Source organism: Candidatus Methylomirabilota bacterium, from assembly GCA_027293415.1.
In the GTDB taxonomy this organism is placed as follows: domain Bacteria; phylum Methylomirabilota; class Methylomirabilia; order Methylomirabilales; family CSP1-5; genus CSP1-5.
Genome location: JAPUFX010000066.1, coordinates 51287 through 66079 on the forward strand (window position 1 = coordinate 51287; position 14793 = coordinate 66079).

The 14793-nt window shown below is 60.3% G+C and carries 13 protein-coding genes; all 13 read left to right on the forward strand.

Annotated features, from left to right (window positions below; translation table 11 throughout):
* Positions 1 to 53 precede the first annotated feature (53 nt).
* The 13 genes from fusA (at position 54) to O6929_05210 (ending at position 14793) form a co-directional block, all read left to right on the forward strand.
* Positions 54 to 2141, forward strand: coding sequence for an elongation factor G (gene fusA / locus O6929_05150; protein MCZ6479779.1), 2088 nt, complete (start codon positions 54 to 56; stop codon positions 2139 to 2141).
* Between the two features lie 95 nt (positions 2142 to 2236).
* Positions 2237 to 2704 carry a ribosome maturation factor RimP gene (locus O6929_05155; protein MCZ6479780.1) on the forward strand — a complete coding sequence of 156 codons (468 nt, stop codon included), beginning with the start codon at positions 2237 to 2239 and terminating at the stop codon, positions 2702 to 2704.
* 84 nt (positions 2705 to 2788) lie between these two features.
* A complete protein-coding gene (nusA, locus tag O6929_05160; GenBank protein MCZ6479781.1) occupies positions 2789 to 4195 on the forward strand; it encodes a transcription termination factor NusA in 1407 nt (468 codons plus the stop codon).
* Complete coding sequence (locus tag O6929_05165) at positions 4196 to 4768, forward strand: DUF448 domain-containing protein (GenBank protein ID MCZ6479782.1); 573 nt, start codon at positions 4196 to 4198, stop codon at positions 4766 to 4768.
* A gap of 50 nt (positions 4769 to 4818) precedes the next feature.
* The gene (infB, locus tag O6929_05170; protein MCZ6479783.1) at positions 4819 to 7245 is read left to right on the forward strand and encodes a translation initiation factor IF-2; all 2427 of its coding nucleotides are present in this window, start codon (positions 4819 to 4821) and stop codon (positions 7243 to 7245) included.
* A 51-nt stretch (positions 7246 to 7296) separates the two neighbouring features.
* A complete protein-coding gene (locus O6929_05175; GenBank protein MCZ6479784.1) occupies positions 7297 to 7602 on the forward strand; it encodes a DUF503 domain-containing protein in 306 nt (101 codons plus the stop codon).
* A 36-nt stretch (positions 7603 to 7638) separates the two neighbouring features.
* Positions 7639 to 7995 carry a 30S ribosome-binding factor RbfA gene (gene rbfA / locus O6929_05180; protein ID MCZ6479785.1) on the forward strand — a complete coding sequence of 119 codons (357 nt, stop codon included), beginning with the start codon at positions 7639 to 7641 and terminating at the stop codon, positions 7993 to 7995.
* Entirely contained in the window at positions 7985 to 8983 is a 999-nt protein-coding gene (locus O6929_05185) for a bifunctional oligoribonuclease/PAP phosphatase NrnA (protein MCZ6479786.1), read from the forward strand. The genes rbfA and O6929_05185 overlap by 11 nt, the downstream gene beginning before the upstream one ends.
* Positions 8970 to 9935 carry a tRNA pseudouridine(55) synthase TruB gene (truB, locus tag O6929_05190; GenBank protein ID MCZ6479787.1) on the forward strand — a complete coding sequence of 322 codons (966 nt, stop codon included), beginning with the start codon at positions 8970 to 8972 and terminating at the stop codon, positions 9933 to 9935. The genes O6929_05185 and truB overlap by 14 nt, the downstream gene beginning before the upstream one ends.
* Positions 9936 to 9939: 4 nt before the next feature.
* Positions 9940 to 10914: a bifunctional riboflavin kinase/FAD synthetase gene (locus tag O6929_05195; protein ID MCZ6479788.1), complete on the forward strand. Its 975-nt coding sequence runs from the start codon at positions 9940 to 9942 to the stop codon at positions 10912 to 10914.
* 6 nt (positions 10915 to 10920) lie between these two features.
* Positions 10921 to 11229 (forward strand): 30S ribosomal protein S15, encoded by a 309-nt coding sequence (rpsO, locus tag O6929_05200; protein MCZ6479789.1) that lies wholly within the window; start codon positions 10921 to 10923, stop codon positions 11227 to 11229.
* Positions 11230 to 11347: 118 nt separating this feature from the next.
* Positions 11348 to 13534 (forward strand): polyribonucleotide nucleotidyltransferase, encoded by a 2187-nt coding sequence (gene pnp / locus O6929_05205; GenBank protein MCZ6479790.1) that lies wholly within the window; start codon positions 11348 to 11350, stop codon positions 13532 to 13534.
* Between the two features lie 2 nt (positions 13535 to 13536).
* Positions 13537 to 14793 (forward strand): pitrilysin family protein, encoded by a 1257-nt coding sequence (locus O6929_05210; protein ID MCZ6479791.1) that lies wholly within the window; start codon positions 13537 to 13539, stop codon positions 14791 to 14793.

The window sequence follows — 14793 nt, forward strand, 5'->3', positions numbered from 1 at the left end:
CGGGGATTTCCTGCCTGCATCATCAGGTGATGCTGATCATGGGGGGGGATTCCATGAAGGCTTACGAAATCACGCAGATCCGGAATGTGGGGATCGTTGCCCATGGACAGGAGGGAAAGACCTCCTTGACGGAGGCAATCCTCTTTGACACCGGGGCGCTGACCCGCCTTGGACGAGTAGAAGAAGGGAATACCGCGACCGACTTTGACGAGGGTGAGATCAAGCGGGGGATCAGTATCAGCTCGGCCGTCGCCTTCTGTGAGTGGAAGGGGGTCAAGGTGAATCTCATCGATACCCCCGGCTTCTCCAACTTTCTTCCCGACACCCGGATGTGCCTGCGCGTGGCGGATATCGCCCTCATCCTGGTCAGTGCGGTGGACGGGATCAAGGTCCAGACAGAAAAGGTCTGGGGATATGCGGAGGAGTATGGCCTGCCGGGTGTCTTCTTTGCGAACAAAATGGATCGGGAACGGGCGGATCTTTTTCGTACGGTCGAGGATATTCGAAAAGGCTTGCATCCCGCAGCCATCCCCTTGCAAATCCCCATAGGGGCCGAGGCTGGCTTCCGCGGGGTGGTGGATCTGTTGGCGATGAAGGCGTACACCTTCCAGACCGACGGATCGGGAAAGTTCAAGGAGGAGGAGATACCGGCCGAGCTCAAGGACCGGGCGGGAGAGCTCCAGCATACGCTCGTTGAGGCGGTGGCGGAGTCGGAAGATAGCTTGCTTGAGCGCTATCTCGAGAGTGGCACGCTGAGCCCCGAAGAGCTGCGGACCGGCATCCGACGGGCTATCGCCGCCAGGAAACTCTTCCCCGTCCTTTGCGGGTCGGCGTTAAAGAACATCGGCATCCAGCCTCTACTCGATGTCTTAATCGATATCTGCCCCTCTCCCTTGGATCGGCCGCTGGTGGAGGGAAAAGACACGAAGTCAAAGGAACGGGTTTCACGGGAGGCGCGGCCAGATGCACCGCTCACGGCGTTGATCTTTAAGACCATTGGGGATCCTTACGCCGGCAAGATCAGCGTTTTCCGGGTGTATGCCGGCCGACTGAGTACCGATAGTAGTGTGTATAACGCCGTCAAAGAGACGAGAGAGCGGATCGGACAGGTATCGCTCCTTCGGGGAAAGCACCAGGTCCCCGTCGACGAAGTGGGCCCGGGAGACATCGGAGCTGTGGTAAAGCTGAAGGAGACTAGTACAGGGGATACGCTTGCCGACGAAAAATCTTCCATCCTGCTCGACCCCCTCCCTGTGCCCACACCCCTGATTTCTTACGCCATCGCTCCCAAGTCCAAAGGAGATGAGGAAAAACTGTCTGGGGCCTTAAGCCGCCTCCTGGAAGAGGACCCTAGCCTTAAGGTGAGCCGGGACCAGCAGACCAAGGAGACCATTATCTCCGGAATGGGGAAGGTCCACTTGGAGGTGGCGGTGGAACGACTCAAGCGGAGGTTCGGCGTAGACGTCGCCATGAAGACCCCTCGTGTACCGTACAAGGAGACGATCCGGGGGACCGCCTCCGTGCAGGGGAAATACAAAAAACAAACGGGGGGCCGTGGACAATACGGCGACTGCTGGATCAAGCTCGAGCCCATGCCGCGGGGTGAGAAATACGAATTTGCCAATCAGATCGTCGGCGGGGTGATCCCCAGACAATACATCCCGGCCGTGGAGAAGGGGGTCGTGGAGGCGATGGAACGAGGGGTCTTGGCCGGCTATCCCGTGACCGGCGTCAAGGTGAGCCTCTATGATGGATCGTTCCATTCAGTGGACTCTTCGGAGATGGCCTTTAAGATCGCCGGCTCCATGGCCTTGAAGAAGGGGGTTCAACAGGCCACCCCCATCCTTCTCGAACCGATTATGGCGGTCGAGGTGAGCGCCCCCGACGATGCGATCGGGGATGTGATCGGCGATCTCAATTCTCGGCGGGGGCGGGTCATGGGGGTAGAGGGCAGGAGCAAGGGCCAGGTCATCAAGACGCTCGTCCCTCTCGCGGAAATGCTGGAGTATGCCCCCCAGCTGCGTTCCCTGACCGCAGATCGGGGAGACTACACCATGGAGTTTTCGCATTACGAGGAAGTTCCGGCCCACATCCAGGAAAAGCTGGTGGCCGAGGCCAAGCAGGAAGAAAAAGGGGCCTAACGAAATTCCCCTTGCCTCTGGTTGGATGCTGTACTATATTCAGGGGGAGAAAAGTGGGCAATAGCCCACTTTCTTATTTTCTGGGGACGGGAAAGATGTCTACGGTCGATCTGGTTGTAGAGCGAGTCCGAACCGTTGCCCTTCCCCTGATAGAAAGCCAGGGGATGACGCTGGTGGACGTGGAATTTCGTCGGGAAGCACGGGGTTGGGTGCTTCGACTGTACCTGGACCGGCCGGAGGGGGTCACACTGGAGAACTGCAGCGAGGTCAGTGCGCAGCTCTCTGACCTCTTGGACGTGGAAGGGCTCATCGAGCATCCTTATAGCTTGGAAGTTTCCTCAGCCGGATTGAACCGCGTTCTCAAGACGCCGCAGGATTTCATGCGATTTGCTGGCCGGTTGGCCCGGCTCGAGACCGCGGCTCCTATCGGCGGGCAGCGACGGTTCCGTGGCCGATTAGAGGGATACCGGGAGGGCATGGTGATCTTGCGACAGGCCGAGGGACCGACGCTTCTTCTACCCTTAGAGGCGATTGTGAAGGCCCGGCTTGAGGTCGAACTATAGTGTCAGTCTAAGGTCCAACGTCCAAGGTCCAACGGTACGGCACCATGTAACATAGACGTTGGACCTTTCGTGAGAGGGAGACGAATGGCGCTAGATCTAATCCAGGTTATCGAGCAGATCGGACGAGAGAAAGGGATCGAACGAGAGGTGCTCATCGATGCCGTTGGGGCGGCGATCTTGTCCGCGTCTCGGAAAACCTTGGGGACTTTGTCGGAGTACCGGGTTGACTTTGATCAGGCCTCCGGGCGGTTTATTCTGTACAAGGTAAAGAAGATCGTGGAAGAGGTGACGAATCCACGGACCGAGATGACGCTTGAAGAGGCCCGTCGGCATCAGCCAGATCTTGAACTCGGGGGTGAGTTCCGGACTGAGGTCGAACCTCCCGGCTTTGGCCGGATCGCCGCCCAAACCGCAAAGCAGGTGATCATTCAGCGGGTCCGAGAGGCGGAACGAGACAGCATCTACCAGAGCTTCAAGAACCGCGAAGGAGAACTGATTACCGGAATCGTCCAGCGGGTGGTAAAGAGTAATGTGATCGTTAATGTGGGTAAGGCGGAAGCAATTCTTCCTCCTCGGGAGCAGCTTTCACGAGAGGATTATCGCCCTGGTGACCGGATCCGAGCCTACATCGTAGAGGTCAAGAAGGGAACACGGGGGGCTACCGTGCTCCTGTCGCGCAGCCATCCGGGGATGTTGTTGAGGCTCTTCGAGATCGAGGTTCCGGAGGTCGAGGAAGGGATTGTAGAGATCAAGGGGGTGGCTCGGGAACCGGGGGAGCGGGCTAAGATCGCCGTCATCTCCCGTGACAGCAACGTCGACCCGGTGGGGGCTTGCGTAGGCTACCGGGGTTCCCGAGTCCAGGCGATCGTCCGGGAGTTGGGAGGCGAGAAGATCGATATCATCCCCTGGCAAGAAAGTCCGGCGAATTTCGTGCGGAATGCACTGGCCCCCGCTCAGGTGGAGTCCGTCACGGCGGATGAGTCAAGCCGCGCGCTGCATGTGCTGGTGGCGGACGAGCAGCTGTCCCTAGCCATCGGAAGACGCGGGCAGAATGCCCGCCTGGCAGCCAAGCTGGTGGGGTGGAGGGTGGACATCAAGAGTCGTGCTGAGCTTGCTCGAGAGACAGAGCAAAAAGCGAGGCAAGCTCGGGCCACCCTTGATGAGCTGGCAAGAGTCCCCGGGGTTGGCCCCAGCATCGCGGGGCGATTGGTTGAGGCCGGCTTTGAGACGCTCGATCGACTGGTGCAGGCGTCCGCGGAGGACCTGATGGCCGTCAAAGGCATCGGGCCTCGGACGGCCGACATGATCGTCACGGCCATTCAAGAACTCTTGTCCCGTCCCGCGCCGGCGAAGGAGCCAGCCGCGATCACCGAGGGAGTCCTACCTGAGGAGGAAACCGTCGGGGAAGGGGAAGCCACCGAGGAGGAGAAGGTCGTCGTGGAGGAGGAAATCCTCCAGCAGCAGCAGGCCGTCGAGCCGGAGATCGCGTAAATGACTGCGGTCTCACGAGCGACTCCAGAGCGAACCTGCGTGGGTTGTGGGCGGAGACGAGAACAGGAGGAACTCGTTCGGTTCAGTGGCGGTCCGGCTGGGCTGCGCGCGTATCTGGAGAGGGGGGAAGGACGGGGAGCGTATCTCTGTCCCGACGCTGGATGCCTGGAACGGACGGTGAGGCGGAAGGCATTACAGCGAGCTCTTGGAGCGGAACTCGGCCCGTTGAGTGTTCAGCAGCTTCGGGAGTCGATCCAACAGGCAGTCCTTCAGAAGGTCCAAAGGCTCCTCGGCCTGGCTCGAAGAGCCAAAAGAGTCGTAGCGGGCTCCAGGGCGGTTTCGCGAGCGCTGCAGGCAGATAGAATTCGACTTCTCCTATTAAGTCGGGATATCTTGCCGCAAGGGGAAAAACAATTTCGGGTTGAGGCAAAGAGGCGTGGGGCTGCTATAGTGACTTTGTTCTCCCGGGATGAGCTGGGAGCGCCACTCGGCGGTCCGCGAGAAGTGGTCGGGATTTTAGATGGGAGCTTTGCCCATGGCATCCTCCAGGCCGTGCGGTACTGGATCCCGTGAACGACGGGGAGTGGCGGCCGGACGAGGAGCAGGAAGGGGAGGTGGTAGGCGTGAGTAAGATCCGGGTATTCGAGCTGGCCAAGGAGCTTGGCCTCTCCAACATAGAGGTCATCGAGCGCCTGGCAAAGGCGGGAGTCTCTGTAAAGAGCCACAGTAGCTCGGTGGACGAGGCGGCAGCCCGGGTAGTCTTATCAAAGCCAGGGGTCCGCGAAGAAAAGGTGGTAAAGAAGATAGCGAAGGAGAAACTTGCCCGAAAGCCGCCCGCGAAAGCTGAGGTAGCCAAGCGGGAAAAGGTGTCTGTTGAGGCAAAGCCTACCCCTGAGCGAAAAGTGGCAGCGAGACCGATCCCTGCGCCGCCTAGTCCGGCCCCAGAGGTGGAGACCAAGCCGAAGTCTCCGCCGACAGCGGTGAAGCGTCCCAGGGAGAAGGCCTCTCCCCGGCCCCCGGCCCGAGAGAAAGAGACGGTGGCCGTGAAGCCCAGACCTGCCACGGCGCCGCCCAAGCCGGCCGCACCACCCACACCTCCTTCGGAGGTAAAGCGTCCCCCAGTTGGGGTTCATCCTCCAGGGACTCCTGTAATAGAAAAGAGGGCTCCGGTGGCGGAACCGCCGTCCCGAGTGACGGCAGAACCGGCAGCGCCGACCGTCCCGGCCCCGCCGAAGGCGCCCGAGGTCACGGAACCGGTGAGCCCCCCGCTTGCCAAGGTAATCAAGATTCCTGAAACGATCACCGTGAAGGAGTTCAGCGAGAAACTCGGCACTAGCCCCAGTGAGATCATTAAGAAGTTGATGAAGATGGGGATCATGGCCACCGTCAACCAGAACCTGAATCCCGAACTGGTGAAGCAGGTTGCGGCTAAGATGGGTTTTGATGTGGAGATGGCCCCGGTTGAAGAGGTCGTCGCCGAAGTCGAGGACCCAACCCAACTCCGCTCCAGGCCACCCGTGGTGACGGTCATGGGGCATGTCGATCACGGGAAAACCTCTCTACTGGACGCCATCCGGCATACCGACGTCATTGCTGAAGAGGTGGGAGGAATCACTCAGCATATCGGTGCATATGAGGTGGAGCTCCCCCCGGACACTTCGGAAAAGTTTCCCGGTGGTCGCGTGGTCTTTCTAGATACCCCTGGGCATGAAGCCTTCACCTCGATGCGGGCGCGGGGGGCACGTGTGACCGATGTGGTGGTGTTAGTCGTGGCCGCCGATGACGGGGTGATGCCCCAGACCGTTGAGGCCATAAATCATGCCAAGGATGCGAATGTTCCGATTCTGGTCGCCATTAACAAGATCGACAAGCCGGACGCGGACCCCAACCGGGTGAAGCAGCAGCTGTCCGAATATGGGCTCATCCCGGAGGAGTGGGGGGGACAAACCATCTTTGTTGAAGTCTCTGCCAAAAATCGACTCGGTATCGAGGATCTCTTGGAAATGCTCCTCCTGCAGGCAGAGATCATGGAGCTGAAGGCGAATCCTTTCAAGCCGGCGAGAGGAGTGGTGGTCGAGGCGAAACTCGACCGGGGCCGGGGTCCGGTGGCCACCGTGCTCGTTCAACAGGGGACGCTCAGGATCGGGGATGTGTTCGTGGTCGGCAGTCGGTATGGGCGTGTCCGAGCCTTGTTCAGCGACAAAGGGCAAAAAGTTCAAGAGGTCGGCCCCGCGACCCCGGTGGAGATCTTGGGTCTCTCCGGTGTTCCGGGCGCCGGGGATGCCTTCGGCGCGGTCGCTGACGAGCGGAAGGCCCGGCAGGTAGCCTTGATCCGCCAGCAGCAGCAGCGGGACGATGTATTTGCCGCCCAACGCCGCCTGACGCTCGACGACCTGCATGATCGGATCAGGAAGGGGGAGGTGAAGGAGCTCCGGCTGGTCCTCAAAGGGGACGTCCAGGGCTCCATCGAGCCGGTTAGGGAGTCACTGGAGCGGTTGAGCTCCCCAGAAATCAAGTTGAGGGTGATCCACTCAGGCGTGGGAGGGGTGAGTGAGTCAGATGTCATGCTTGCCTCCGCCTCGAATGCGATCATTCTCGGTTTCAATGTGCGCCCTGATCCGAAGGCCCAAAGGCTGGCGGGACAGGCGGCGGTGGAAATGCGGCTGTACACGGTCATCTACGATGCGGTCGCCGAGATCAGGAAGGCGATGGAAGGGATGCTGGAGCCCCACTATGTCGAGCGGGGCATGGGTCGGGCCGAAGTCCGGGCTACTTTCAGCGTCCCCAAGCTCGGGACGGTTGCCGGCTGCTACGTCAGCGATGGGAAGATCCTTCGGGATAGCGCCATGCGCCTTATCCGCGATAGCCGGGTCATCCATGAAGGGAAGATTGCCTCGCTCCGCCGCTTCAAAGAAGATGTCCGTGAAGTCCAGAGCGGCTATGAGTGTGGCATCGGTTTGCTGAACTTCAGCGATATCAAGGCGGGAGACATCATCGAGGTGTTCGAGCTGGTCCCCGTAGCCCCCAAGCTGCAACCGACCCATAATTGAGGACGACCCGTTCACTGAGATTGGTGAACAGGCCATGCTGAACCGGGGGCAATGATGGTTGTGGGAACCTGTCGGCTAGAGCTCAGGATCCCTCACACCTCTTCGCTGAAGGGGAAGAGGCAGGTCCTGCGCAGCATTAAGGATCGGGTGCGGAGTCGGTTCAACGTTTCCATCGCCGAAGTGGGCTATCTCGAGGAATGGCAGCGGGCGACGTTAGCCGTGGCCTGCGTGAGCAACGAGGCCAAGAGGGTAGATGAGGTGCTGAACAAGGTGGTCGATCTCATTGAAGGACACGGGTTAGCCCTGCTCGTGGATTACGACATTGATGTCGTCGTCCACGGTGACGGGTTTGCCTGAAGTCGAGGGGGGGACTTTCCGAAAGGGTCTGTGGCGATGTCGCGGGCAGCACGAGTGGGGGATCTGTTGAAAGAGGAGATCAGTGACCTCCTGCTGCGCAACATCAGGGATCCTCGGATCGGGTTCGTGACCATCACCGAGGTGCATGTGAGTGCCGATCTCCGGCATGCCCGAGTCTATTTCGTGACTCACGAGGGCGGTGAGGAGCAACAGCGTACCCTGGAAGGGTTGGAAAGTGCTCGCGGCTACCTCCGGGGTGAGCTCGGACGACGCCTCCACCTCCGGTACGCTCCGGATCTGAGTTTCACCGTGGACGAGACCTTGGATCACAGTTTCAAGATCCGGGAGATCCTCAAGTCCTTGGAGACAGAGGTCAAGCTGGATGAGGAGTGATCTTCAAAAGATCGTGACAGCCCTGCAGAGTACTGCCTCAGTGGCCATCCTCTCGCACATCCATCCGGAAGGAGATACTATCGGCTCCGCATTAGGATGCCATCTCACGTTGAAGGCTTTGGGAAAGGAGGTGGCCACCTTTAACCCAGATCCGGTTCCGAAGAACCTGCGCGGCTTGCCGGGGGCAGGTGAGGTGATCCAGGCAGACCGGCTGCTCCGTTCCTTTGACTGTTATCTTGCCGTGGATGCCACGGACCCCGGGCGCCTGGGCGGGTTGCTCAGCGGGGTGGCAACCGGAAGTCTGGTGATCAATATCGACCACCACATCAGCAATACCCGCTTTGGGACGTATAACTGGGTGGATCCGGAAGCTGCAGCCACTGGCGAGATGATCTATCACCTGATCGAGGAGATGGGAACTCCTCTTTCCCGCGAGATTGCCACCAACCTCTATGTCGCAATCCTGACCGATACCGGCTCCTTTCACTATGCCAATACCACCCCACGGGCCCTTCGCGTGGCGGCAGCGCTGATTGAAGCCGGGGTCGTTCCCCAAAAGGTGGCGGACCTGCTTTTTGATCAGTGCGAGGTTGAGGAGCTCCTTCTCCTGGGAACTCTCCTCACGAAAATGCAGCTCTCGTCCGATGGGGTAGTGGCGTGGATGGAGGTGACTCAGCAAATGCTGGAGCAGGAGGGGCTTGGGAAGGATGCCTTGGAAGGTCTGATCAACTACCCCCGTTCGATCAAGGGAGTGGCAGTCGCCTTGCTCTTCAAGGAGGAGGCCCAGGAGGCGGTGCGGGTCAGTCTCCGATCGAAAGGGGACGTGGACGTGGCGGCCGTGGCCAAAGCCTTCCAGGGAGGCGGGCATAAGAATGCTGCCGGCTGTACCCTGATCGGCCCGCTGCCGGAGGTTCGGGAGCGTGTCTTCGGGGAGATCCGTCGGGTTGTTACAGTGACGGGAGACGAATCTGCTGATGGCAAGGGCTGAAGGCCGAGAGATCTACGGGGTTCTCAATATCAATAAATCGGCAGGGATGACCTCCCATGACGTGGTAGATGCCGTGCGACGGCTGTACCACGTCCGAAAGGTCGGACATACGGGGACATTGGATCCTCGGGGGACCGGCGTCCTTCCCTTGTGTCTGGGCCGGGCCACAAAAATTGCTCAATTCCTCACCACCGCCGACAAGGAGTACGAGATAGTGGTCCATCTCGGGGTGGCCACCGATACGCAGGATGCCGATGGCAAGGTCATTGGCGAGGCGGAGGTCCGAGTGACGCGGGAGGAGGTGGAACGGGCCCTGACGGGTTTTGTGGGGGAAATTCAGCAAGTCCCCCCCCTCTTCTCAGCGAAACGGGTACGGGGAGAGCGCCTGTACAAGCTGGCCCGCCGCGGAGAGGACGTTCCGCGGCAACCCGTGACGATTCAGATCTATGGCATACGTCTCATCTCCTTCAATTCCCCTTTTGTGGGGCTCTGGGTTCACTGCAGCAAGGGGACCTACGCACGAACACTCTCCGATGATCTGGGAAAGAGGCTGGGCTGTGGCGCCCACCTGTACAGCCTGGTCCGGATTCGGGCGGGGCGCTTCGAGCTGAAGGATGCCCTGAGCCTGAGCGACCTCACGGTCTTGGTGGCGGCTGGCCGGGGGGAGGAACCGCTCATCACCGTCGAGGAGGCTCTCGGCCACATCCCGGCAGTGCGGATCTTACCTGAAGCTTCCCACCTTATTCTCCATGGCTCGCCGGTCACCGCTGCGCAAGTGGTCAGTGTTCCCTCGGAGATAAAAAGGGGGGTGCTGGTCCGGGTTTTGGGGTTCCGGCGGCAACTCTTGTCGCTGGCCACAGCCACGGTAGACGCGGCGGACTTTACCCGGGTGGACCCACGCCGGGCAGTCCTGACACCGGTTCGGGTTTTCAGTTCTCCTCAAAGCCATTAAGACCATGGAGATCATTCGCGACATCGCAAACGTGGGGAAGAGATCCTTTCCGCACGTAGCGGCCGCCATTGGCACCTTTGACGGGGTCCACGCCGGTCACCAGCGGATCATTCGCCGAGTGGTTGAACGATCCCGGGAGGTGGGGGGGACGGGGGTCGCCTTCACCTTCATCAACCACCCGCTGGAGATCCTTGACCCGGGACGGGCTCCAAAGCTTATTACCCCCTCCCCGATCAAGGAACGCGTCCTCAGGGCCCTCGGGGTGGACTTGATGGTCGCCATCCCCTTTACGGAAGCCTTGGCAGACATGGAGGCAGAAGCCTTCGTCGTGGACATCCTCCGGAAGAGACTGCAAGTGGAGTTTCTCTGCATGGGATTTGATTTCGGCTTCGGCAGGAGTCGTCAGGGGACGCCGGAATTTCTCAACACGCTGGCAAAGGACCTCGGGTTTCAGGTCGAGGTGGTCCCGCCGATTACAGTCGATGGGACGGTCGTGAAATCGGCCGTCATCCGGGATCTGTTGCAGCGAGGGAAGGTGGGTGAGGCAGCCCAGTATCTCACCCGACCTTACGCCGTATTTGGCGAAATCGTCCCCGGCGTAGGCAGAGGGAAAGACCTGGGATTTCCGACGGCCAATTTGGCCCCATCTCAGCACTTTCTCATCCCTGATGGGGTCTACGCGGGTCGGGCCTACATCGGAGGACGGGGGTGCGATACGGCAATCAACGTCGGCATGGCCCCCACATTCGGGGACCGAGAGCGCCGCGTGGAAGCCCATCTCCTGGACATTCAAGAAGATCGGGCGCCCGCGTATGGACAAGCCGTGGTTGTCAGTTTCTGGGAGCGGATCCGAGATGAGGTCCGATTCGCCTCTCCTGAGGAGTTAAAAGCCCAGGTGGCGCGGGACATTCGGCGGGCCAGAGAGATCCTCAGCCAGCCTGCTATCGAGGATCCGGCAGATTGGGCTTTACAGGAGTAGGGTCCTATGTTACCATCCGTCTCGGTTGGGAGAGGGGTTAAGGTCGTGGCAAAGGATCTGGCCAGAAAACAGGAGGTAGTGCAAGACTATCACCTTCATGACCGTGATACCGGCTCGCCAGAAGTCCAGGTTGCCCTTCTCACCACGCGGATCGAATATTTAAGCCAGCACCTGACCCTCCACAAGAAGGACCACCATTCCCGTCGGGGTCTGCTCAGAATGGTGGGCCGTCGACGGAAGCTCCTCGATTATCTGAAAAGTAAGGATGTGGAGCGATATCGGAAGCTCATCCAACGACTGGGGATTCGTCGCTAGCGAACCCGTATTCTCTCGTGGGCGTTTTCCCACGGCGTGGTGCCCGCGACAGATGGCAGCGTCGAGGTCATCTTTCGCGGGCTTTTTCACATAAATTCGGAAGGAGATACTCAAAACGATGGTCGAATGCGTACAGATAGAGATCGATGGACGACAGTTCTCTCTCGAGGCAGGCCGGGTGGCCCGTCAGTCGAACGGGGCGGTCTGGGTTCGCTATGGGGATACGGTGGTCTTGGTCACGGCAGTGGCCGCGAAGCAGCCCCGGGAGGGGATCGACTTTTTCCCTCTGACTGTGGATTACCAGGAGCGGGCCTACGCTGCCGGGATGATCCCCGGGGGATTTTTCAAGCGGGAAGGTCGACCCCGGGATCAGGAGACCATCGCCGCTCGACTGATTGATCGGCCCATCCGTCCGCTCTTCCCCAAGGGCTTCCGCCGCGATGTTCAGATCATCGCGACCGTCCTCTCTGCTGACCAGGAAAACGACCCTGATGTGCTCGCCATGGTGGGGGCCTCGGCGGCCCTGACCATCTCGCCCATTCCCTTCTTGGGTCCGATCGGTGCCGTTCGGATCGGGCGCGCGCGCGGCCGGCTCATTCCGAATCCTACCTACAAACAGGTGGAGGAGTCGGACTTGGACATGGTGATCGCCGGGACGAAGGAGACGGTGGTCATGGTCGAGGTCGGGGCCAAGGAGGTACCGGAGAGCGTCGTCCTCGAAGCGATTGCCTTTGGCCAAGAGGCGATTGTCGAGATCGTCCGGATGCAAGAAGCCTTGGCCGCAGTGGTGGGGCAGCCCAAAATCCCTTTCACTCCACCCACGGTCGATCCCGCCTTACTGGAGCGGGTGTCGGGGCTTTTTCGGGAACACATTCGGGGGCTGGCGATCCTCCATGATAAGGAGGCCCAGCAGGCCCGGCGGGAGCAGATCGCTGAGGAAACTCTGCAGGCTTTCTCCGGTGAACCACCGGAGGTCCAGCTTCAGGTAAAGCAGATCTTGGAGAAAATCGAGCGGGAGGAGATGCGGCGGCTGATCCTAGAAGAGGGACGCCGGGCCGACGGTCGGCGCTCCGAGGAGGTCCGGCCGATCACCTGTGAGGTCGGGCTCCTGCCCCGGGCGCACGGCTCCGCCCTCTTTACCCGGGGTCAGACCCAAGCGCTGGTCACCACGACGTTAGGGACATCCGAGGACGTCCAACGTCTGGACAGCATCGAAGGGGAGGGATTCAAACGTTTCATGCTCCACTACAACTTCCCCCCGTTTAGCGTCGGGGAGGTCCGGTTTCTCCGGGGCCCCGGCCGTCGGGAGATCGGTCACGGGGCCCTGGCCGAAAGCGCCCTGCTTGCCGTCCTCCCCAGTCCTGAAGAGTTCCCGTACACCATCCGGATCGTCTCTGACATCCTGGAGAGTAATGGCTCCTCCTCCATGGCCTCGGTGTGTGGAGCGACGTTAGCGCTTATGGACGCCGGGGTTCCCATTAAGTCGGCCATGGGGGGGGTGGCCATGGGATTGGTGATGGAAGGGGGAAAATCTGCGATCCTCACCGACATCCTGGGGCAGGAAGACCATCTCGGGGATATGGACTTCAAGGTGGCCGGAACACGGAAAGGGGTGACGGCACTGCAGATGGATATGAAAGTCCAGGGAGTCACGGCGGCCTTGATGGGTGAGGCCTTAGAACGCGCCCGAGAGGCGCGGATGCAGGTCCTGGATGAGATGGAGAAAACGTTGGCCCAACCCCGCCCCAGCCTCTCCATCTATGCTCCGCGCTTGATCACCGTGAAGATCCCGGTGGACAAAATCCGCGAGGTGATAGGCCCCGGGGGCAAGGTCATCCGGGGCATCATCGAGGAGACCGGGTGCAAGATCAACGTCTCGGACGATGGCACGGTGGAAATCGCGTCCACGGACGAAGCGGCAGCGGAGAAGGCCCTGGCCATTGTGAACCGGATTGTCGAGGTGCCGGAGGTTGGAAAGATTTACACGGGGAAGGTGAAGCGGATCATGGACTTTGGCGCCTTCGTGGAGATCCTTCCAGGGACCGATGGCCTCCTCCACATCTCCCAGATCGCTGAGCATCGGATCAAGCAGGTTCAGGATGTCCTCTCCGAGGGAGATGAGTTGAGCGTCAAGGTAATCGAGATCGACCCATCCGGGAAGATCCGTCTCAGTCGGAAGGAGGTCCTGCAGGCGCAGGGGGAACCGTCGGCGGTGGATCAGAAAGAGGAAAGGCCGCCTCCGCGCATGGAATGGGGGTCCAGCGGCCAGCGAGAAATGCCGCCCGGGAGCGAGGGGAGACGGTAGCCATGACTCCCCGTGGCGTCTATCGGAAGGAGGTCCTCGATAACGGCCTCGTCATCCTGACCGAAAGGATGCCGGAGGTGCAGTCCATCTCCATCGGGGTCTGGATCCCGGTGGGCTCTCGGAAGGAGGAGGAGAGGCAGGCGGGGATCTCCCATTTTATCGAGCACATGCTCTTCAAGGGAACAGAGAGGCGGAGCGCCGAAGAGATTGCGGCCGCTATTGATTCTGTCGGGGGGATCCTGGACGCCTTCACTAGCCGGGAGTACACCTGCTACTATGCCAAGGTTCTAGGTGAGCACCTCCCCCTGGCCGTGGACATCCTCGCAGATCTCGTCCTCCACTCCCGCTTCGACCCAGCAGACGTTGAGAAGGAGCGGGCGGTGATCCTCCAAGAAATCAAGATGGTGGAGGACGATCCCGACGATCAGATCCACGATCTCTTCATGCAGACCATTTGGGCGGACCATCCGTTGGGTCGCCCCATCCTTGGCCGACATGAGACTCTCAGCCAGATCGGGCGGGACGAGATGGCAAAGTTTATGGACGACTCCTACCGACCCGACCAGGCAATCATCTCTGCGGCCGGTGGTTTGGACCATCAGAGCTTGGTGGATCTCGTAGTGGCCGCCTTTGGGGACTGGGAAGGCCGCTCGCATCCGGGTCCCAGTTCACCCCCCATCTCGCGTGTGACCACGGTCAATGAGGATCGGGATCTTAGCCAGGTCCACCTCTGCCTGGGCGTGAAAGGACTCGCCTATGTGCATCGGGACCGGTATACCTTCTCGATCCTTAATACGATACTGGGGGGTGGAATGAGCTCCCGTCTTTTCCAGGAGATCCGGGAGAAACGAGGACTCGTGTATTCCATCTACTCCTATACCGCCTCGTATCGTGATGGAGGCCTGCTGGTGGTCTATGCGGGAACCAGCAACGACCACTATCAGGAGGTGGTTGACCTCATCCAAGATAAGTTCCGGCAGATCCGGGATGAGCCGGTGGATCCCAAGGAGTTCAGGCGCGCCAAGGAACAGCTCAAGGGCAATCTCCTGCTCGGCCTCGAGAGCACGAGTAGCCGGATGACCAGGCTCGGAAAGATGTACATGTATCACAACCGCTGCTTCGGGTTGGAGGAGATCATCCAGGGGATCGAGGAAGTGACCCCGGAGCGGCTGCAGCAGCTTACCCACTCCCTCCTTGATGGGGGGGCGTGCACGTTGGCGTCCATCGGCCGCATTCTTCAGCCCTCTCATCTATCCTGA

Coding starts and splice junctions, on each gene's coding strand:
- fusA (MCZ6479779.1), top strand. CDS start 54: ATGAAGGCTTACGAAATCACGCAGATCCGGAATGTGGGGATCGTTGCC.
- O6929_05155 (MCZ6479780.1), top strand. CDS start 2,237: ATGTCTACGGTCGATCTGGTTGTAGAGCGAGTCCGAACCGTTGCCCTT.
- nusA (MCZ6479781.1), top strand. CDS start 2,789: ATGGCGCTAGATCTAATCCAGGTTATCGAGCAGATCGGACGAGAGAAA.
- O6929_05165 (MCZ6479782.1), top strand. CDS start 4,196: ATGACTGCGGTCTCACGAGCGACTCCAGAGCGAACCTGCGTGGGTTGT.
- O6929_05175 (MCZ6479784.1), top strand. CDS start 7,297: ATGATGGTTGTGGGAACCTGTCGGCTAGAGCTCAGGATCCCTCACACC.
- rbfA (MCZ6479785.1), top strand. CDS start 7,639: ATGTCGCGGGCAGCACGAGTGGGGGATCTGTTGAAAGAGGAGATCAGT.
- O6929_05185 (MCZ6479786.1), top strand. CDS start 7,985: ATGAGGAGTGATCTTCAAAAGATCGTGACAGCCCTGCAGAGTACTGCC.
- truB (MCZ6479787.1), top strand. CDS start 8,970: ATGGCAAGGGCTGAAGGCCGAGAGATCTACGGGGTTCTCAATATCAAT.
- O6929_05195 (MCZ6479788.1), top strand. CDS start 9,940: ATGGAGATCATTCGCGACATCGCAAACGTGGGGAAGAGATCCTTTCCG.
- rpsO (MCZ6479789.1), top strand. CDS start 10,921: ATGTTACCATCCGTCTCGGTTGGGAGAGGGGTTAAGGTCGTGGCAAAG.
- pnp (MCZ6479790.1), top strand. CDS start 11,348: ATGGTCGAATGCGTACAGATAGAGATCGATGGACGACAGTTCTCTCTC.
- O6929_05210 (MCZ6479791.1), top strand. CDS start 13,537: ATGACTCCCCGTGGCGTCTATCGGAAGGAGGTCCTCGATAACGGCCTC.